This is a genomic window from Exiguobacterium sp. s122 (assembly GCF_018618475.1).
Lineage (GTDB): Bacteria > Bacillota > Bacilli > Exiguobacteriales > Exiguobacteriaceae > Exiguobacterium > Exiguobacterium himgiriensis.
Genome location: NZ_JACSMD010000001.1, coordinates 1,611,739 through 1,630,993, shown reverse-complemented (window position 1 = coordinate 1,630,993; position 19,255 = coordinate 1,611,739). Strand labels below are relative to the sequence as shown.

General features: G+C 54.0%; 17 protein-coding genes, 1 pseudogene and 1 riboswitch. Of the genes and pseudogenes, 17 read left to right on the top strand and 1 reads right to left on the bottom strand.

The window, feature by feature from the left end; genetic code table 11:
• Nucleotides 1-41 precede the first annotated feature (41 nt).
• The 12 genes and pseudogenes from coaBC to KNP92_RS08375 all read left to right on the top strand — a co-directional run bounded on the left by coaBC (nt 42) and on the right by KNP92_RS08375 (nt 13,009).
• Nucleotides 42-1,232, top strand: a complete 1,191-nt coding sequence (coaBC, locus tag KNP92_RS08425; RefSeq protein ID WP_214839425.1) for a bifunctional phosphopantothenoylcysteine decarboxylase/phosphopantothenate--cysteine ligase CoaBC — start codon at nt 42-44, stop codon at nt 1,230-1,232.
• Nucleotides 1,229-3,553, top strand: a complete 2,325-nt coding sequence (gene priA, locus KNP92_RS08420) for a primosomal protein N' (protein WP_214839423.1) — start codon at nt 1,229-1,231, stop codon at nt 3,551-3,553. The genes coaBC and priA overlap by 4 nt, the downstream gene beginning before the upstream one ends.
• Before the next feature lie 11 nt (nt 3,554-3,564).
• A pseudogene (gene def, locus KNP92_RS15785) lies at nt 3,565-3,996 on the top strand (peptide deformylase); the annotation flags it as partial.
• Nucleotides 3,979-4,950, top strand: a complete 972-nt coding sequence (gene fmt / locus KNP92_RS08415; protein WP_260564080.1) for a methionyl-tRNA formyltransferase — start codon at nt 3,979-3,981, stop codon at nt 4,948-4,950. The pseudogene def and the gene fmt, both read left to right, overlap by 18 nt.
• Nucleotide 4,951: 1 nt before the next feature.
• Nucleotides 4,952-6,280: a 16S rRNA (cytosine(967)-C(5))-methyltransferase RsmB gene (gene rsmB, locus KNP92_RS08410; RefSeq protein ID WP_214839419.1), complete on the top strand. Its 1,329-nt coding sequence runs from the start codon at nt 4,952-4,954 to the stop codon at nt 6,278-6,280.
• A 2-nt stretch (nt 6,281-6,282) separates the two neighbouring features.
• Entirely contained in the window at nt 6,283-7,368 is a 1,086-nt protein-coding gene (gene rlmN, locus KNP92_RS08405; protein ID WP_214839417.1) for a dual-specificity RNA methyltransferase RlmN, read from the top strand.
• An 8-nt stretch (nt 7,369-7,376) separates the two neighbouring features.
• Nucleotides 7,377-8,111: a Stp1/IreP family PP2C-type Ser/Thr phosphatase gene (locus tag KNP92_RS08400; RefSeq protein WP_214839415.1), complete on the top strand. Its 735-nt coding sequence runs from the start codon at nt 7,377-7,379 to the stop codon at nt 8,109-8,111.
• Nucleotides 8,112-8,116: 5 nt separating this feature from the next.
• Nucleotides 8,117-10,063, top strand: a complete 1,947-nt coding sequence (gene pknB, locus KNP92_RS08395; protein ID WP_214839413.1) for a Stk1 family PASTA domain-containing Ser/Thr kinase — start codon at nt 8,117-8,119, stop codon at nt 10,061-10,063.
• Nucleotides 10,064-10,109: 46 nt separating this feature from the next.
• A complete protein-coding gene (rsgA, locus tag KNP92_RS08390; protein ID WP_214839411.1) occupies nt 10,110-10,994 on the top strand; it encodes a ribosome small subunit-dependent GTPase A in 885 nt (294 codons plus the stop codon).
• Nucleotides 10,995-10,998: 4 nt separating this feature from the next.
• Nucleotides 10,999-11,655: a ribulose-phosphate 3-epimerase gene (rpe, locus tag KNP92_RS08385; protein ID WP_214839409.1), complete on the top strand. Its 657-nt coding sequence runs from the start codon at nt 10,999-11,001 to the stop codon at nt 11,653-11,655.
• A 19-nt stretch (nt 11,656-11,674) separates the two neighbouring features.
• A riboswitch (TPP riboswitch) is annotated at nt 11,675-11,774 on the top strand.
• 75 nt (nt 11,775-11,849) lie between these two features.
• Nucleotides 11,850-12,422 (top strand): energy-coupled thiamine transporter ThiT, encoded by a 573-nt coding sequence (gene thiT / locus KNP92_RS08380; protein WP_214839407.1) that lies wholly within the window; start codon nt 11,850-11,852, stop codon nt 12,420-12,422.
• On the top strand, nt 12,422-13,009 hold the full coding sequence (locus tag KNP92_RS08375) for a thiamine diphosphokinase (protein WP_214839405.1): 588 nt from the start codon (nt 12,422-12,424) through the stop codon (nt 13,007-13,009). The genes thiT and KNP92_RS08375 overlap by 1 nt, the downstream gene beginning before the upstream one ends.
• 58 nt (nt 13,010-13,067) lie before the next feature.
• Here KNP92_RS08375 and rpmB read toward each other — a convergent pair whose 3' ends face one another.
• Nucleotides 13,068-13,256, bottom strand: coding sequence for a 50S ribosomal protein L28 (gene rpmB / locus KNP92_RS08370; protein ID WP_214839403.1), 189 nt, complete (start codon nt 13,254-13,256; stop codon nt 13,068-13,070).
• Nucleotides 13,257-13,508: 252 nt separating this feature from the next.
• Between rpmB and KNP92_RS08365 the strand changes: the two genes are divergently transcribed.
• The 5 genes from KNP92_RS08365 to recG all read left to right on the top strand — a co-directional run bounded on the left by KNP92_RS08365 (nt 13,509) and on the right by recG (nt 19,230).
• Entirely contained in the window at nt 13,509-13,871 is a 363-nt protein-coding gene (locus KNP92_RS08365; RefSeq protein ID WP_034808973.1) for an Asp23/Gls24 family envelope stress response protein, read from the top strand.
• Between the two features lie 22 nt (nt 13,872-13,893).
• A complete protein-coding gene (locus KNP92_RS08360) occupies nt 13,894-15,588 on the top strand; it encodes a DAK2 domain-containing protein (RefSeq protein WP_214839401.1) in 1,695 nt (564 codons plus the stop codon).
• A gap of 62 nt (nt 15,589-15,650) precedes the next feature.
• Nucleotides 15,651-16,313 (top strand): L-serine ammonia-lyase, iron-sulfur-dependent subunit beta, encoded by a 663-nt coding sequence (gene sdaAB / locus KNP92_RS08355; protein WP_214839398.1) that lies wholly within the window; start codon nt 15,651-15,653, stop codon nt 16,311-16,313.
• A 12-nt stretch (nt 16,314-16,325) separates the two neighbouring features.
• Entirely contained in the window at nt 16,326-17,213 is an 888-nt protein-coding gene (sdaAA, locus tag KNP92_RS08350; RefSeq protein ID WP_034808968.1) for an L-serine ammonia-lyase, iron-sulfur-dependent, subunit alpha, read from the top strand.
• Nucleotides 17,200-19,230 (top strand): ATP-dependent DNA helicase RecG, encoded by a 2,031-nt coding sequence (gene recG / locus KNP92_RS08345; protein ID WP_214839397.1) that lies wholly within the window; start codon nt 17,200-17,202, stop codon nt 19,228-19,230. Before sdaAA ends, recG begins: the two co-directional genes overlap by 14 nt.
• The last annotated feature ends 25 nt before the right edge of the window (nt 19,231-19,255 follow it).

The following is a 19,255-nucleotide window of genomic DNA, read 5'->3' as shown; positions in this document are numbered from 1 at the left end:
AGCGACTTGGGTCTCATTGTCTATAAAGGGGAGAATGGAGAATGGTGAACGATCGGAACATCTTGCTTTGTGTGAGCGGTGGCATCGCTGCTTACAAGGCGTGTGCACTCACGTCGAAACTCGTACAAGCGGGCGCGAATGTGCGCGTGGCCATGACGGCGTCCGCCGAGCAGTTCGTCGGTCAAGCGACGTTTCAAGCGCTTAGCCGGAATCCAGTTTATACCGATGTGTTCGAAGAGCATGACCCGACAAAAATCGCGCATATCGACGTTCCGGATACGAGCGACTTGATCGTCGTCGCCCCGGCGACGGCGAACATGATCGCAAAACTCGCGAACGGTCTCGCTGATGACTTTATCACGACTTCGATTTTAGCGGCGACGTGCCCGGTCATCATCTCACCGGCGATGAACGTCAATATGCTCGACCATCCGGCGACGCGCCGAAACATCGAGACGCTCAAGTCATACGGGTATCAAATCATTGAACCGGGCGTTGGCAATCTTGCCTGTGGCTGGATCGGGGGTGGCCGTTTACCAGAACCCGAAGACCTCGTCCGAATCATCGCGAGCCAGTTCGTCCCGAAACACCTTCTCGGCAAACGTGTGCTCGTCACGGCCGGTCCGACGGTCGAACGCATCGACCCGGTCCGTTTCCTTTCAAACGACTCATCTGGGAAGATGGGGGTCGCCCTCGCCGAAGCGGCTCGGGATATGGGTGCGGACGTCACGCTCGTGCACGGTCCGCTTCAAATCCCGGTACCTGATGGGGTGACCGCGCTTTCTGTCGAGTCGAGTGCCGATATGCTTGAGACGGTGCTCGCACATTTCGACGACCAGCACCTCGTCATCAAATCAGCCGCCGTCGCCGACTATCGACCGACGACTGTCCATGCTGAGAAACATAAGAAAGTTCATGGACCGTTGACAATCGAACTTGAAGAGACGACGGATATATTAAAGACGCTCGGGATGAAGAAGACGCATCAAGTCCTCGTCGGCTTCGCCGCCGAGACGGAGCAGCTCGAGGCACACGCCCAGGCCAAACTCGAGAAAAAGCGCGTCGATTACCTCGTGGCGAACCATGTGGCGACGCCGGGCATCGGATTCGGGGCAGACGAGAACGAGGTTACGCTGTTCCGTGCGGACGGGTCCAAACGCGCCTTACCACGGCAATCGAAACAAATGTTGGCGCATGAGCTGTTGCTTCAGTTTAAGGAAGCAATCCAATGATCGCCCACGTCCATGTCGATGCCCCGGTCATCACAATCGACCGTCCGTTCGATTATGAGGTCCCGGTCCAGTTCGAAGCGTTGATTGAACCGGGCATGCGCGTCTCGGTCCCGTTTGGAGCACGCCGGCTTCTTGGGATCGTCACCGGACTGTCCGAAGGGACACGTGACGGATTGAAACCGCTTGAGGCGCTCCTCGATGAGGAATCGTCGTTGACCGATGAGTTGCTCGCCTTGTCGACGCATGTAAAAGAGACGACGCTCTGTTTCCGCTCCTCGGCCCTCCTCGCCATGCTCCCGGCCGCATTAAAGGTGAGCTATGACAAAGAGATTAAAGGTGGGGCACTCCCGGAAGGTGTTCGAGCCGGTACGCACTTGTCAGAATATCCGAAAGACGTGCAATCCGTCATTCTCGACCTTGCCAAAAAAGGCGACCTCTCATTATCGCCTGTATTAAAAGAAAAACGGACCGTGAAGACAGACCTCGTCATCGAATTATTGGATGCGAATGTTGTCCCCGCCCGCGCGAAAAAACAACAAGAAGCGATGCGCTTACTTATGGACGTGCCACGCATGTATTGGTCGTCGCTCCGGCAAATCGGCCTGTCACGGGCACAACTACAAAAACTCGAGGCGCTCGGCGCCGTCCGGGTGACCGAGGTGGAATTAAATCGTGACCCGTACGCCTTAATCGAACAAGTGAGCGAAACGGTCGAATTGAACGAAAGCCAAACGACCGCCGTGAAAGCGATTCGCGAGGCAGAGGCCGGAGAGACGCTCTTGTTACATGGTGTGACGGGAAGCGGGAAGACCGAAGTGTACCTTGAAGCAATCGGACGGGTCGTCGATCAAGGGAAACAGGCGATTTTACTCGTCCCGGAGATCAGTTTGACCCCGATGATGGTGAAACGATTCAAACGCCGCTTCGGGGACCGCGTCGCCGTGCTCCATAGCGCGCTCTCCCAAGGAGAGAAATACGACGAATGGCGGAAAATCAAGCGTCGTGAAGTCGATGTCGTCGTCGGGGCTCGATCGGCTGTTTTTGCCCCGCTCGAGAACATCGGACTCATCATTTTGGATGAAGAGCACGAAACGACGTATAAACAAGAAGAGAACCCGCGCTACCATGCGCGAGACGTCGCGATTTGGCGGGCCCGTTATCACGGTTGCCCCGTCGTGCTCGGCAGTGCGACACCGTCACTCGAGTCGTATGCCCGTGCACAGCGTGGCGTCTACCGTTATCTTCATTTAAATGAACGTTACGGCGGTGAGATGCCGCCGGTGCATATTATCGATATGCGCCGTGAGCTCGCCCGAGGCAATACGACGATGTTCTCCGAAGATTTATTTGTCGCGATCAATGACCGAATCGCGAAGAAAGAACAGTGTGTCATCTTGCTGAACCGACGAGGGTTCACAACGTTCGTGATGTGTCGGGATTGCGGGGAAGGACTCACGTGTCCACACTGTGCCGTCAACTTGACGTATCACCAACACGGAGATCGCTTGAAATGTCACTATTGTGGCTATGAGCAGGGGATGCCATCCACATGTCCATCGTGCGACAGTAAAAAAATTAAACAGTTCGGGACGGGGACACAAAAGATTGAGACGGAACTGCTCAACCGCATCCCGGACGCGCGAATCATCCGTATGGACCAAGATACGACGTCTCGAAAAGGGTCGCATGAACAACTGTTAAAACGGTTCGAGGACGGAGAGGCCGACATCTTGCTCGGTACACAAATGATTGCCAAAGGGCTCGACTTCCCGAACGTCACGCTCGTCGGCGTGCTCGCCGCAGATGCGACGCTCGGCATGCCAGACTTTCGGGCGACCGAGCGCACGTTCCAACTCGTGACGCAAGTGGCCGGACGCGCCGGTCGAGGCAAGCTTCCTGGAGAGGCGTACGTCCAAACGTATAATCCAGAGCATTACGTCATCGAGACGGCGAGCCAGCATGATTATGAAGCGTTTTATGAGCAGGAAATGCGACTCCGGCAAGTCGGGACGCATCCGCCGTATTGGTACGTCACGCTCGTCACGATCGCGGCCGAGAACCCGCTCGTGGCGCAGACCGAGGCCGAACAGTTCGCTGACGATTTTTTGAATATGCAAATCGATCAGTCGCGGTTGAACGGGCCAATGCCTGCACCGTTATCGAAGCTAAAAAACTTGTATCGTTATCAATTGTTTATCAAAACGAAGCAACCAGACTCGCTTTATCCTGCACTCGCCATGCTCCAACAGGCCCGGGCGAAAGCGATCAGCAAAAAAGAGTATCAATTGAGTATCGATGTAAATCCATACGTATTCATGTGAGGTGGAACTTGATGTATAAAGTAGTAGAAGTACCAAATGAGATTTTACGGGTCGTCTGTGAACCGGTGACGAAGTTCGATAAGAAGTTACGTCAGACGGTCGACCGTCTATTCGACACGATGTATGAGTACGACGGAGTCGGTGTCGCAGCACCACAAGTGAACTTGAACCAGCGTCTCGCCGTCGTCCATACGGATGACGAGACGGGTCCGCTCGTCTTGATTAACCCAGAAATCATCGAGACGTCAGGGAAAGAAGTCGGACTTGAAGGGTGTTTGAGCATCCCGGGTGAGTTCGGTTTCGTCGAACGCCACGAGACGATTGTCGTCAAGACACAAGATTTGAAAGGACGCGTGCAACAGATTCATGCAAGCGGCTTTTTCGCCCGAGCGATTCAACACGAAATCGATCATTTGGACGGTGTCTTGTTCACGGACAAGCTCGCCGTTCCAAACAAAGGGACGGACAAGCGAATCGTCTTCATGGGAACGCCGACATTCGCTGTGTCTGTACTTGAGCGCCTGCTCGAAGAAGGATACAATGTCGTAGGTGTCGTCTCCCAACCGGATAAACCGGTCGGGCGTAAACGTGAATTGAAACCGACGCCGGTGAAAGAATGTGCGCTTCGCCACGACATCCCGGTCCTGCAGCCAGAGAAAGTCCGTACGGATTACGCAGACATTCTCGCGCTCAAACCGGACTTGATTGTGACGGCCGCCTACGGACAAATCGTTCCGACGGAGCTATTAGAAGCGCCGACACATGGCGCCATTAACGTCCATGCCTCCCTCTTACCGAAGTATCGCGGTGGGGCGCCAATTCACCAAGCAATTCTCGATGGAGAGAGCGAGACGGGTGTCACGATCATGTACATGGTCGATCAACTCGATGCGGGAGACATGATTGCCAACACGATCGTGCCAATCGAAGAGACAGATACGGTCGGCACATTGTTCGAAAAGCTTTCGGTTGCCGGATCGGACTTGTTGATTCAGACGCTGCCGGCGTTTTTAGAAGGATGGATTGAAGCGGTACCGCAAGATGAGCGGGACGTCACGTTCGCGCCAAACATCAGTCGCGAGCGGGAAGCGCTCGACTGGACACAACCGGGCGAAACGATTTACAACCATATCCGTGGGATGAATCCGTTCCCGAGCGCTTACACGACGATTGCCGGAGAACGCGTCAAAGTGTTCGCGAGCGAGAAGACGACGGGTAGCGGGGAAGCCGGGACGATTGTTCGCCTCGAGGCGGACGGATTTGTCGTTGCGACTGGGAACGATGTCGCCCTTAAAGTGACGTTGTTACAACCAGCAGGGAAAAAACAAATGGATGGTGCCACGTTCATGCGTGGAGCCGGACAGAAGTTGCAAGTGGGCGACCAATTAGGAGGATGACATGAACGTTAGACAAGCAGCGCTAGATACGCTGATTAAAATTGAACAAGGCGGGGCCTATTCGACGATTGCCGTCAACGAATTATTGAAACAAAAGAAGTTGGCCCCGAAAGACGTCGGCCTCTATACAGAACTCGTTTACGGGACGCTCGGACGCAAACGGACGCTCGACTATATTTTAGAGAAACGGATTCAGAACCCAAGAAAACTCGACCGTTTTGTCTTGCCGCTGTTACGCATGAGTGTATATCAACTGTTTTATCTTGATAAAGTGCCAGATCGTGCCGTCTTACATGAGGCGGTCGAGATCGCGAAAAAACGTGGCCATTCCGGGACCGGGAAATTTGTGAACGGTGTGCTTCGAAACGTGCTTCGCGACGGGTTCCCTGATTTGTCGACACTGCCGGACGTGGAACGGATCGCCATCGAACATAGCCATCCCGAATGGCTCGTCGCCGATTGGATCGACATGTACGGCGTCGAAGCGACCGAAACGATGTGTAAATTGAACAATGAACCGGCACCGGTCACCGTTCGGGTCAACCGGAAACAGACGACCGTCGAGGCGATGATGAACCGTTTAGCCGACGAAGGCGTGTTGACGTCTCGCTCTGAACTATCAGTTGACGGGCTCGTCATTGAATCTGGGAACGTCCACGCGACTTCGTTCATCGAGGAAGGTTTGTTGTCGGTACAAGATGAGAGCTCGATGCTCGTCGCCGATGCGATCGGTGTCGACGCGAACGATGACGTACTCGACGCTTGTGCCGCCCCGGGTGGCAAAGCGATGCATACGGCCGAACGGATGGACGGTGGGTCGCTCACGGCGCTCGATCTTCATCCGCACAAAGCAAAATTGATTGAACGCCAAGCGAAACGTCTTCATATCGATGGAGTGACCGCACTTGCCCTCGATGCGCGTAGCGCCGGAGACAAGTTCGAACGAGAGAGTTTTGACCGTATCTTGCTTGACGTCCCGTGTTCAGGGTTAGGCGTCATTCGCCGGAAACCGGACATCAAATGGACGAAAGACAAAGCTGGGCTCGCTGGGTTGCCGAAAGTCCAGCGGGAAATTATCGACGCTGTCTTGCCTCTCTTAAAACGAGGTGGTACGCTAGTGTACTCGACATGTACAATCGACCCGTCTGAGAACGAGCAGCAGGCCGACTATATCTTGTCGAACGGATTGACGTGGGATGACACGCTCCGTGAGCGACTCCCGCACGCTGTACGTTCGATGGTGCCATCGGATCGTGCTGAACTTAAATTACTCCCGACGTCGTTCGGGACGGACGGTTTCTATATCGCCGCATTCAAGAAAGAGGTATAAACATGAATCCAAAAGCAGTTGAAAAAAATCCATTGGTCGGTGCCAAGCCGTCACTTTATTCCCTCACGTACTCCGAGCTCGAACAGTGGCTCATCGAGGCAGGAGAAAAGTCGTTCCGCGCGAAACAGTTATACGACTGGATGTACGTCAAGCGGGTGACATCGTTCGACGACATGACGAACGTCTCGAAACCGCTCCGCGAGAAATTAGACGCGGCGTTCCAATTGACGACGCTCAAAGAACTCGTCCGTCAAGAGTCACAAGACGGGACCATCAAATTCTTGTTCGAGCTTCAAGACGGTTATTCCATCGAGACGGTGCTCATGCGCCACGAGTATGGGAACTCGGTCTGTGTCACGACGCAAGTCGGATGCCGCATCGGTTGTACGTTCTGTGCTTCGACGCTCGGCGGTTTGAAACGTAACCTAGAAGCCGGTGAAATCACGGCCCAAGTACTCGACGTCCAACGTGCGCTCGACGCGAGCGGTGAGCGGGTCGACTCGATCGTTGTCATGGGAATCGGCGAACCGTTCGATAACTACGATGAATTGATGCGCTTCTTGCGCACGGTCAACCACGATGACGGGTTGAACATCGGTTCACGCCACATCACGGTGTCGACGAGTGGAATCGTACCGAAAATCTACAAATTCGCCGATGAAGGGATGCGCATCAACTTCGCCATCTCGCTTCACGCGCCGACGACGGAAATCCGGACACGCCTTATGCCGATCAACCGTGCCTACAACTTGGATAAGTTGATGGAAGCGGTCCACTACTACACGGAGAAGAGCGGTCGTCGCATCACGTTCGAATACGGCTTATTTGGCGGGGTCAACGATACGGAAGAACACGCACATCAACTTGCTGACTTGTTGAAAGGCGTCAAATGTCACGTCAACTTGATTCCAGTCAACCACGTACTCGAGCGCGACTATGTCCGCACACCGCGTAAACAAATTTTTGCGTTTGAAAAAGTGCTCAAAGATCGAAAAGTGAACGTGACGATTCGTCGCGAACAAGGTTCGGACATCGATGCCGCTTGTGGGCAGCTTCGAGCGAAGGAGCGCGAACAAGAAACGAGGTAATGGGAAAGATGGAATTAGCGTATCGTACCGACCGTGGGCAAGTGAGGACGCAAAACGAGGATGCCGTTCTGATTTTAGGGGACGAGCATGCCGGAATCGCCCTCGTTGCCGACGGGATGGGCGGGCATGAAGCCGGGGAAGTCGCGAGCGAACTTGTCATCGAACAGTTCCGTCGTGCTTTCCCGACGCTTCCGACCTCGCCGATGGAAATGGAGCAATGGTTCCGCGACAACGTGGAACTGGCCAATGAGCAAGTACTGGCCTTCTCGAAACAATCAAACCTCGTCATGATGGGGACGACGATTGCGGGTGTCTGCTGGCACGACGAGACAATTGTCATCGTTCACGTCGGGGACAGCCGGGTGTACGCGTTACGGGACGGTGCGTTGCATCAGTTGACCGAGGACCATTCTTACGTCAACGTCTTGAAACAGCTCGGGGAATTGACCGAGGAAGAGATGCGGGTCCATCCGAAACGGAATATCATCACACGCGCAATCGGTTCAAACGAGCACGTCGAACCTGATTTCCAAGTGTTTGCCGAACCTGAATTTGATACGATTTTGATCTGTACGGACGGATTGACGAACCACTTGACGGATGAAGACATCTTGCTCGTGCTCGAACGTCCGATTTCGGCTGACGTCAAAGCCGATCAATTGATCGATCAAGCCAACCGCTTGGGCGGCAGCGATAACATTACGGTCGCCATCGTCCAATTTACAGATAGAAAGAGAGGATGAATCCGATGCGAAGCGGAGAACGAATTAACGATCGTTATCGGATCGAACAGCAAATCGGCAGCGGAGGCATGGCAAATGTCTATCGGGCTCACGACGAGATTTTGAACCGTACTGTCGCCATCAAAGTGTTACGATCTGAATTCTCGCACAACGAACAGTTTATCCGACGGTTCGAACGCGAAGCCCATGCGGCAACTAGCCTCAACCATCCGAACATCGTCGCCATCTATGACGTCGGGGATGAGGAAGACATCTATTATATCGTCATGGAACATGTCGATGGGATGACGCTCAAACAATACTTGCAAGAAGAATACATATCTGTCGAAGAGGCGTTACGCATCATGGGACAGATTTGTGATGCGATTGACCACGCGCATGCGAATCGAATCATTCATCGCGATATTAAACCGCAAAATATGATGATCGACCAAAACGGGAACGTCAAAGTGACGGACTTCGGCATCGCCGTCGCCATGTCGAACGCGACGCTCACGCATACGATGTCCGTGCTCGGCTCGGTTCATTACTTCTCACCGGAGCAAGCGCGTGGTAAGTTCGCGGACGAGAAGTCGGATATTTATTCGCTCGGTGCCGTCTTGTATGAACTCGTGACCGGACGCGTCCCGTTCATCGGGGAGACACCGGTCGCCGTCGCACTTCAACATTTGCAAGACGACCCGATTCGACCGATGGACTTGAACCCGAAGATTCCGCAAGCGCTTGAGAACTGTATCATGCAGGCGCTCGCCAAATCGCCAGGCGCACGTCACACGTCGGTCGCGTCATTTAAGAAAGACTGCATGACCGCACTCGATCCGGCTCGCGCGAACGAGCCGAAACGAGTGAACGCAGAACAAGATGCGTTTGACCAGACGCTCGTCATGGCACCGGTCGTCCCGGAAGAGACGATGCCACCGAGTGAGCAAACGGTGAAACCGGTCGCCCCGGTCGAACCGAAACCGGACACGCCGAAGAAGCCGAAAAAGCGGAAATGGTGGCTCTGGTTACTGCTCGTGTTGCTTCTCATTGGGGGCGGCATCGGAGCGTATGTCGTCGCAGATGAGATGTCTCGTGCCGTTGTCCCGGATGTCGTCGGGATGACAGAAGACGAGGCGACGACTGAACTCGAGGCTTCGGGCTTCGTCGTCGATGTGACGGAACGGGCTAGCGACAACATTGAAGCCGGTAACGTCATCTCCCAAAACCCGCCGGCTGGACGAAAACCGAAGCGCGGCACGACAATCACGCTCGTCGTTTCCGCCGGGAAAGAAACGGTCCGCATGCCTGACGTCGAAGGACTCTCGCAAAATGCGGCGGAGCGAACATTGAAGGACTTGGACTTTACCGACATCGACATTCAAAAAGAAGCTTCGGAGACGGTCGATAGCGGAGATGTCATCTCGCAATCGCTCTCCCCGGGAGAAGAAGTCGTCCCGTCGGAAGTGACGGTGACGCTTGTCGTGTCGACAGGCAGCAATAAAATCGAGTTGGCCAACTTGGCCGGTTACACGTTCGAAGAAGCAACGACGTACGCGGAACAAAACAACTTGAAAATCGTCAAACGTGACGAGTATTCGACGAGCGTTCCGTCAAACCAAATCATTCGCCAACTCCCGACAGCGGGTACGGCTGTTGATCCAGGGACGGAATTGACGGTCATCGTCTCACTCGGCGTCGAACCGACGGATGCGTCCGTCGAACGAGAAGTCAGCGTCGAGATTGATCCGCCGGCAGAAGGCGAGACGGCCGAGCCGGTCGAGGTCGTCATTCGGACGGTCGATGCCCGTGGCGAGATCGAAGTGCTCCGTGATAAGATAACGGAGACGACGACGTACTCATACACGCTCGTCATCGCGCCTGATGAAGTTGGGACGGCAACGATTGAAGTCGATGGGGAAGTCGTTCGGACCGATTCGGTCACGTACGCCCAAGCGAAGGATGCACAATAACAAAGAGGTGGCGTGCGCGTCACCTCTTTTTCTAGGAGGAAACAGGATGAAAGGAACGATCATTCGCCTACAAGGCGGTTTTTACGATGTCATGACGGAAACAAAGCAAGAGATTCGCTGTCGTGCTCGCGGAAACTTCCGTAACCGCAACATCTCACCGGTCGTCGGGGACGACGTTGAGATTCAAGATCAAGGGGACGGAACCGGCTATATTTTAGCCGTCGACGAGCGGTCGAACCATCTCGTCCGACCACCAATCGCCAATATCGATCAAGCGTTCTTGCTGTTCTCGGTGAAGGAACCGGCTTTCTCGTATCACTTGCTCGATCGTTTTCTCGTCTTAATTGAATCAAAACAAGTTCATCCGATCATCGTCTTGACGAAGATGGACCTGCTTGAACCGAATGAGGTGGAAGCGATTGAACAGGCGGCGGCTCTGTATCGGTCGATTGGCTATGACGTCATCGAGACGTCGACAGAGCAAGGGTCAGGGGTCGAGGCGATACGAGACTTGTTTGAGGCGAAGACGAGCGTGTTCGCTGGCCAGACGGGTGTCGGGAAGAGCTCACTATTAAATGCCGTCGCGCCAGATCTTGAGCTTGCGACCGGGAAAATCTCGAAATCACTCGGCCGCGGAAAGCATACGACCCGTCACGTCACGTTGATTCAACTCGGCGGCGGTCTCGTCGCCGACACGCCTGGCTTCTCGAGCCTCGAGTTCCCGCAAGAACTTGAAACAGAAGAGTTGCGTTGGTGTTTCCCAGAATTCGTCGAGCGACACGACGATTGTAAGTTTCGAGGCTGTGCCCACGTAAACGAGCCGGGCTGTGCCATCAAGGCGGCCGTCGAATCAGGCGAAATCGCTTCCACTCGTTACGACAACTATGTTACGTTTATGGAAGAGATGAACGATAGACAACGGAGGTACTGAACTGATGATTAAAATTGCACCATCGATTTTAGCGGCGGACTTCGCCAACCTAGAGGCAGAAGTGAAAGCGGTCGAGACAGCAGGGGCCGATTATATCCACTTTGATGTCATGGACGGACAGTTCGTCCCGAACATCTCGATTGGCTTGCCTGTCCTTTCGAGCTTACGTCAAAAGACAGACATGGTATTGGACGTCCACTTGATGATCGATCAGCCGGAACGATTCGTCGAGGACTTTATCAAGGCCGGAGCGGACATCGTCACCATCCACGTCGAGGCGACGAATCATGTACATCGCGTGTTGCAACAAATCAAGGCGGCCGGGGCAAAGAGTGGGGTCGTCTTGAACCCGCATACGCCAATCAGTACGATTGAGCATGTCGTGCAAGATGTCGACATGGTGCTTCTTATGACCGTGAACCCGGGCTTTGGGGGGCAGGCGTTCATCGAGTCGGTCGTCCCGAAAATCGCGGCGCTTCGAAACATGCGTCAAGAACGCGGCCTCGATTTTGAGATTGAAATCGATGGTGGGGTGAATGCGACGACGGCGAAACTGTGCATCGACGCAGGGGCAGACGTTCTTGTTGCCGGCTCTGCGATTTACAACGAACCGGACTATAAAGCAGCAATCGATGGCATTCGCAACGCATCTCGTGTATAATCGAGGATAGAACAACAAATATTGTCGCAAGGGGTGTCACATCTGTGGCTGAGAGGCATGCGCTAACCCTTTGAACCTGTTCCGTTCACACGGACGTAGGGATGTGGCGAAAATGCACGTTGCGAATCTAAGCAGCATGGCGTTTACGTCATGCTGCTTTTTGTCGTTCTTTACGATAAAGGGGGAAATGGAAAATGAAACAAAAATTAACACTGCAGGCGCTTATTGAGATTTCACTCTTCTCGGCGCTCGCCCTGATCTTTGACTTGCTCATGCCGTATCGCATGCCGCAAGGCGGATCCATTACGCTCGTCATGTTGCCGATCTTCGTCATGGCGTATCGTCATGGATTAAAAGGCGGTCTCGCGACCGGTGCGCTCGTTGGGACGCTTCAGCTGTTGTTCGGCGCATATATTTTCACGCCGGTCCAGTTTTTAGTCGACTATACGTTCGCGTATGGTCTCGTCGGAATGGCGGGCGTCTTCGCCGGACAAGTGAAGCGGGCAGCTAAAGACGGATCGAAAAAGACGCTCGTCCTCTATTTGGTGCTTGGGGCGTTACTTGGCTCACTACTTCGTTATGCGGCGCACGTCCTATCCGGGATCGTCTTCTTCGCGCAATATGCAGAAGGGCCGGTCGTCGTCTACTCGCTCGGCTATAACATGACGTACATGCTCCCGTCCTTCTTGATTTCGACGCTCGTGCTCGTGCTCTTGTTCACGACGGCACCGCGTTTCGCGACGCTTGCCACACGGGACGTCCGCTAATGCGTGTCTTGATCGTGGCGGCCAGTCCGACACCGATTCCCCCTCTGCCAAAAGACGTCGATTACGTCATCGCCGTCGACGGGGGGTACGCGACGCTTCTCGCCCAAGGCATCAATGCAGACCTTGTCGTCGGGGACTTCGATTCGTTCACGGGAGTCGTACCGGATGAGGCGTTACGTTATCCGTCTGAAAAAGACGTGACCGACCTCGAGATTGCGCTCGAGGCGGCACGTCGGCATGGGGCGGACGAGATGCTCGTCTACGGTGCGCTCGGAGGACGGCTCGATATGACACTCGGGAACATCGGACTCCTCGAGGCCTACCCAGAGATGCGACTCTTTGCGGACGGCCAACTCGTCTATCTCGCACGAACTGGTCTCCATCGATTGACGCGACAAGACGATCATTACTTGTCACTGATTCCATGGAAACAGGCGAACGTGTCTATACACGGGGTGAAATATCCGCTCGACCGTCACGACGTCGTCAGCCACGAGGCGTTGACGATTTCAAACGAGTGGGACGCGGAAACGGCTGAGCTCGTCGTGCATGACGGCATGGTGCTCGTCTTGTACGTCAAAAAATAAGCACAAAAAAAATCCCATCGGCGCATGCCGCTGGGATTTGTTTCGTTCGTGTATAAGATTATACGCGTTCAACGAGACCTGATTTAAGAGCGCGAGCTGAAACCCAAACGCGTTTCGGTTTACCGTCAACGAGAATACGAACTTTTTGTACGTTTACACCCCAAGTACGTTTCGTCTTGTTGAGTGCGTGCGAACGGTTGTTACCTGACTTAGGTGCTTTACCTGTTACGTAGCATTTACGTGCCATGCGTTTCCCCTCCTTTTTTATGTGGGTTCGTCCTAATAGACACTCGTTTATATTAGCACGGGTTTTTTCCCGATGCAACTAGAAAATAATAGTATGACAAGAAAAAAACTTGACATTACTGGTAAGGATTTTAATAATGAATGAGGGTTACAGCGACAATTGACCGAGTTTAGGAGCAGGTCCTTTAAATAACTAGGTGGATATTGTAGAATGTAGTGTAGGAATTATTCCGAATGAAGGAGGCTACTCCATATGGCAATTGATATGAAGACAACATATGGCAATATTGACATTACGAACGACGTCGTGGCAACACTCGCAGGTGGCGCGGCGATGGAATGCTTCGGAGTCGTCGGCATGGCGTCTCAGGCTCAATTGAAAGACGGGATTGCTGAACTTTTAAAACGCGAGAACTATGCGCGTGGCGTCGTCGTACGGCAAGATGGAGATGACGTCCATATCGACATGCACATCATCGTCAGCTACGGCACAAAAGTGTCGGAAGTGGCGTACAACGTGCAAAGTCGTGTGAAGTACACGCTCGGTGAAACGTTAGGATTAAACGTTTCGTCAGTGAACATATTCGTCCAAGGCGTTCGGCTGACGAATGACTGACGGAAACGGAGGAGGATTTGGTGTGGGTTTACAACGTTTAGATGGATTGGTGCTCGCGAACATGATCGCAAACGGAGCAGCCAACTTAAGTCAGAATGCGGATTACGTGGATTCGCTTAACGTTTTCCCGGTCCCAGACGGGGATACAGGAACGAACATGAACTTGACGATGACGTCAGGGTCAAAAGAAGTCGCAGCTTTGAACTCGGAAAATGCGTCCGACGTGTCAGCAAAGTTTGCACGTGGATTGTTGATGGGGGCTCGAGGCAACTCAGGCGTCATCTTGAGTCAATTGTTCCGCGGATTCGGCAAGTCAATTGAAGGCAAGTCAGAGCTGTCGACATTAGATTTCGCAGAGGCGCTCAAACGCGGTGTCGATACGGCATACAAAGCGGTCATGAAGCCTGTCGAAGGAACAATTTTGACGGTTGCCCGTGAAGCGGCAGACGAAGCACTCGTCGCGGCTGAATCGACGAGTGACTTCAACGAATTGATGGAGCGAATCGTTGCAGAGGCGAAAGCGTCACTCGATCGGACACCGGATTTGTTACCGGTCCTAAAAGAAGTCGGCGTCGTCGACTCGGGTGGACAAGGGTTGCTCGTCATTTACGAAGGGTTCCTCGCCACACTCGAAGGTAAAGAACTTGAAAAACCACACGCACCGGTAATGGATGCGCTCATCGAAGCCGAACATCACGCCCATGCGGCCCAAGGGTTCATGTCGACTGAAGACATCGAATTTGGTTACTGCACGGAAATCATGGTTCGTTTCCAAGATGAGAAATTAAAAGATGCACCGTTCAATGAAGATGCGTTCCGAAATGAACTATCTGAACTTGGCGATTCACTTCTCGTCGTCGCCGACGAAGAGTTGCTCAAAGTTCACGTCCACGTTGAAACGCCAGGAGACGTCATCACAAAAGGACAACGTTTCGGCGAACTCGTCGCGGTAAAAATCGAGAACATGCGTCAACAGCACTCGACGATTCTTGAAGAAGAGCATGGTGCCAACCAACACGGTGTTCAACCGACTGCAGTAGCGACAGCCCCGAAACCGAAAGCGCCGTATGCGATTGTCACGGTTGCCATGGGTGAAGGTGTCAGCGACTTGTTCCGCTCACTCGGAGCAGCACACGTCATCGAAGGTGGACAGACGATGAACCCATCGACGGAAGATATCGTCAAAGCGGTCGAAGCGGCCAACGCCGATCACGTCTTCATCTTCCCGAACAACTCAAACATCATTATGGCAGCAGAGCAAGCGGCATCGGTTGCCCCATGTGGCGTTTCTGTCATTCCGACGAAGACGGTCCCACAAGGACTCGCAGCGGCGATTGCCTTTAATCCAGAGGCGGATGTCGAGACGAACGAGTCGGGCATGAAGTCGGCTGCAAGTGCGGTCAAGTCGGGTCAAGTGACGTATGCTGTCCGTGACACGAGCATTGACGGTGTCGAGATTCGTAAAGACGATCATATGGCGATCGCCGAGAAGAAGATTGTCGCCTCGTCGACTTCTAGCCTTGAAGCGGCAAAACGACTCGTCGACGCACTTATCGATGCAAATGATGAGATTATCACGATTTTAACAGGAGAAGGTTCGTCGGCTGAAGATGTCGCGGAACTGTCGGCTTACATCGAATCGAAGAACGATGAGATTGAGATCGAAGTTCACGACGGGAAGCAACCGCTCTACTCCTATATTTTTAGTGTGGAATAAGCTGTATCTCAGCCCTACCTTCTGTATAATGAAGGTAGGGTTTTTTGAAAGGGGGAAATGCGATGAAATATCGCAGTGTGTTTGATATCATCGGTCCAGTCATGGTCGGACCGTCTAGTTCACATACGGCCGGTGCTGCACGGATTGGGCTGATGGCTGGAAAACTGTTCGGTCGCCAACCTCGTGTCGCCCGGATTACGTTCTACGGTAGTTTTGCCGACACGTATCGCGGACACGGGACCGATGTCGCCATCGTCGGCGGCATCATGGGATTTGATACGTTCGATTTGCGCATCCCGCAAGCGCTCGACATCGCAAGCGAGCGTGGCATCGAAGTCCGATTCGAGACGAGCGATGCGTTGACGGACCATCCGAACACGGCCCGCGTCCATCTTGAAGATGAGGACGGCACGTTCGAGATCGTCGGGATCTCGATTGGTGGCGGCACGATTGAAATCACCGAGTTGAACGGATTCCCACTGAAACTATCTGGTGGTGGCCCGGCGCTCGTCGTATTACACCATGATCGCTTCGGGGCGATTGCGGCGGTGACAGGCGTCCTCGCCAAGTACGAACTGAACATCGGTCATATGGAAGTGAGCCGTCATGAGAAAGGCAAGCAAGCGCTCATGGCCATCGAAATTGATGAACACTTATCAAAAGACGTGTTAGCGGAGATTGAACGGTTACCACAAATCGAGCGGATAGCCATCTTTGGGGAATGAGGAGGATCGACGATGTTTAAATCAGTAGAAGAGTTGGTCCGGACGGCGACGGAACGAGGCGTCCCGATTTCGGAAGTCATGATTGAGCAAGAAATGCATGTGCGTCGGGCATCGCGCGAGGACGTATTCGGCATGATGGAGCGAAATCTAGAAGTTATGGAAGAAGCGGTCGAACGGGCGCTACAAGGCGTGACGTCTGTCACGGGTCTCACAGGAAACGACGCCGTGCTTATGCAAGACTATGTCCGCTCAGGCAAGTCGCTCGCCGGTGATTTGATTTTAGATGCGGTCGCCAAAGCGATTGGAACGAACGAAGTGAACGCTGCGATGGGACGAATCTGTGCGACACCGACGGCAGGGAGTGCCGGCGTCGTGCCGGGTACGCTGTTCGCCGTAAAAGATCGACTCGAGATGGACCGTGAAGCGATGGTCCGTTACTTGTTCACGTCAGGCGCATTCGGGTTCGTCGTGGCGAACAACGCCTCAATCTCTGGTGCGGCCGGTGGTTGTCAAGCCGAGGTCGGTTCCGCGACAGGAATGGCGGCTGCAGCCATCGTCGAAGCGGCCGGCGGGACGCCGGAGCAGTCGGCGACAGCGTTCGCCATCGCCTTGAAGAACATGCTCGGGCTCGTCTGCGACCCGGTCGCAGGGCTAGTCGAAGTGCCGTGCGTGAAACGAAATGCCATGGGTGGTGCCAACGCAGTCGTGGCGGCGGATATGGCGCTCGCGGGCATCACGTCACGCATCCCGTGTGACGAAGTCATCTCGGCGATGCATGAGATTGGTCAAATGATGCCGACGGCGCTCAAAGAGACGGCACGTGGTGGGTTGGCGAATACACCGACGGCCCGTCGACTCGAGAAAAACATCTTCGGAGCGAAAGAAAATGTCGAGAAGTGAGCCACTCACGACATTAAAAGGCATCGGGCCGGAAATGGCCAAAAAGTTAGAGGCGATGGGTCTCGAACGAATCGAGGACGTGCTAGAGCACGTCCCGTTTCGTTATGAGAACTATAATAGTGGGACGGTGACGACGGCCGTTCATGGCGACCTTGTCAAATGGAGCGGTACGGTGCAAGCCGAACCGCTCGTCCGTTATTACAGCAAAGGGAAGAACCGGCTGCAATTCCGACTTTTGCTCGAAGAGCGGTACGTCGTCCATGTGACGATGTTCAACCGGGCGTTTTATAAAGATAAACTCACGCTCGGCTCGACCGTGACGGTCAAAGGGAAATGGGACATGAATCGAATGACGATTAGTGCGACCGACCTCGAGTTCGGTGAATTGTCGGATGGGCTCCAACCGATTTACTCGCTTCGGGCCGGATTGACCCAGAAGAACTTCAGCCGTATCGTCAAGCTCGCGTTCAATGAAGTGACGACGTTCGAGGATCGGTTGCCGGCGTCAATCCGTGAACGCTATCGCCTGAAAGATCGGGAATCGATGCTAAAAGGGATGCATTTCCCTGAATCGGTGGACACGTACAAACAGGCACGACGCAGTTACGTGTATGAGGAGTGTCTACTCTATCAATTGAAGTTGCAGGCGTTTCGTAAGATGGAACGGTCCGGGAAAGGACGAGCCCTTACACTCGATAAGCAAGAGCTGAACGCTTTCGTCAAACAGTTGGCGTTCCCGCTTACAGGCGCACAGACGCGTGTCATCCGTGAAATCGTCGGGGACTTAGAACGACCTGAACGGATGAACCGCCTGTTACAAGGGGATGTCGGGAGCGGAAAGACCGTCGTTGCCGCGATTGCCTTGTATGCGACCGTACGGGCCGGCTTCCAAGGCGCGCTCATGGTCCCGACCGAGATTTTAGCCGAGCAACACGTCCTCTCCCTTCAGTCGTTATTCGATCCGTACGGGATACGGGTGGCACTGCTCACGAGTTCGGTCAAAGGTAAAGCCCGGACGGAACTGCTCGCCGCCATCAAATCGGGGGACATCGATATCATCGTCGGGACGCACGCGTTGATTCAAGGACCGGTCGAGTTCAATCGATTGCACTTGGCGATTACCGATGAGCAGCACCGGTTCGGTGTCGAGCAACGCAAGATGCTCCGTGACAAGGCCGAACTCGCCGACGTGCTCTACATGACGGCAACACCGATTCCCCGAACGCTCGCGATTAGCGCGTTCGGGGAGATGGACGTGTCGACGATTGACGAGATGCCGGCCGGTCGAAAACCGATTGAGACGTATTGGGCCAAACCCGACCAAATCGAGCGCGTCCATACGATGGTCGAACGGGAGCTCGCCCTCGGGAGACAGGCGTATGTCATCGCGCCGTTAATCGAAGAGTCGGATACGCTTGAGGTCGAGAGTGCCACCGCGCTCTATGAACTGTTGCAACAGCGCTTTCCGAACCAAGCGATTGGACTCATGCACGGGAAGTTGGCGAGTAGCGAGAAAGACGAGGTCATGAAGGCGTTTGCGGCCGGGGAGTTACACATTCTCGTCTCGACGACGGTCGTCGAGGTCGGCGTGAACGTCCCGAACGCCTCGCTCATTCTGATTCATGACGCCGAACGGTTCGGTTTAGCACAGTTGCATCAATTGAGGGGACGGGTCGGTCGGGGTGCTGACCAATCGTACTGTATTTTAATCGGAGACCCGAAATCAGACGTCGGAAAGTTGCGCTTGAAGACGATGACCGAGACGAACGACGGGTTCGTCTTGGCCGAGAAAGATCTTGAACTCCGGGGTGCCGGCGACTTCTTCGGGACGGCCCAAAGTGGCCTGCCGAGCTTCCGTGTCGCCGATCCCGTCCTCGACCTGAAAGTAATGGAGGTCGCGATGCAAGACGCCGTACGTCTCTTGAACAGTGAGACGTTTTGGCACGAACCGGCATATGCCCCGCTTCGTGACTATTTGAAGCGTCTCGATTTGCTCGTCGGCGAAAGGTTAGAATAACACTTGAAAATAAAACCTAAAGAAT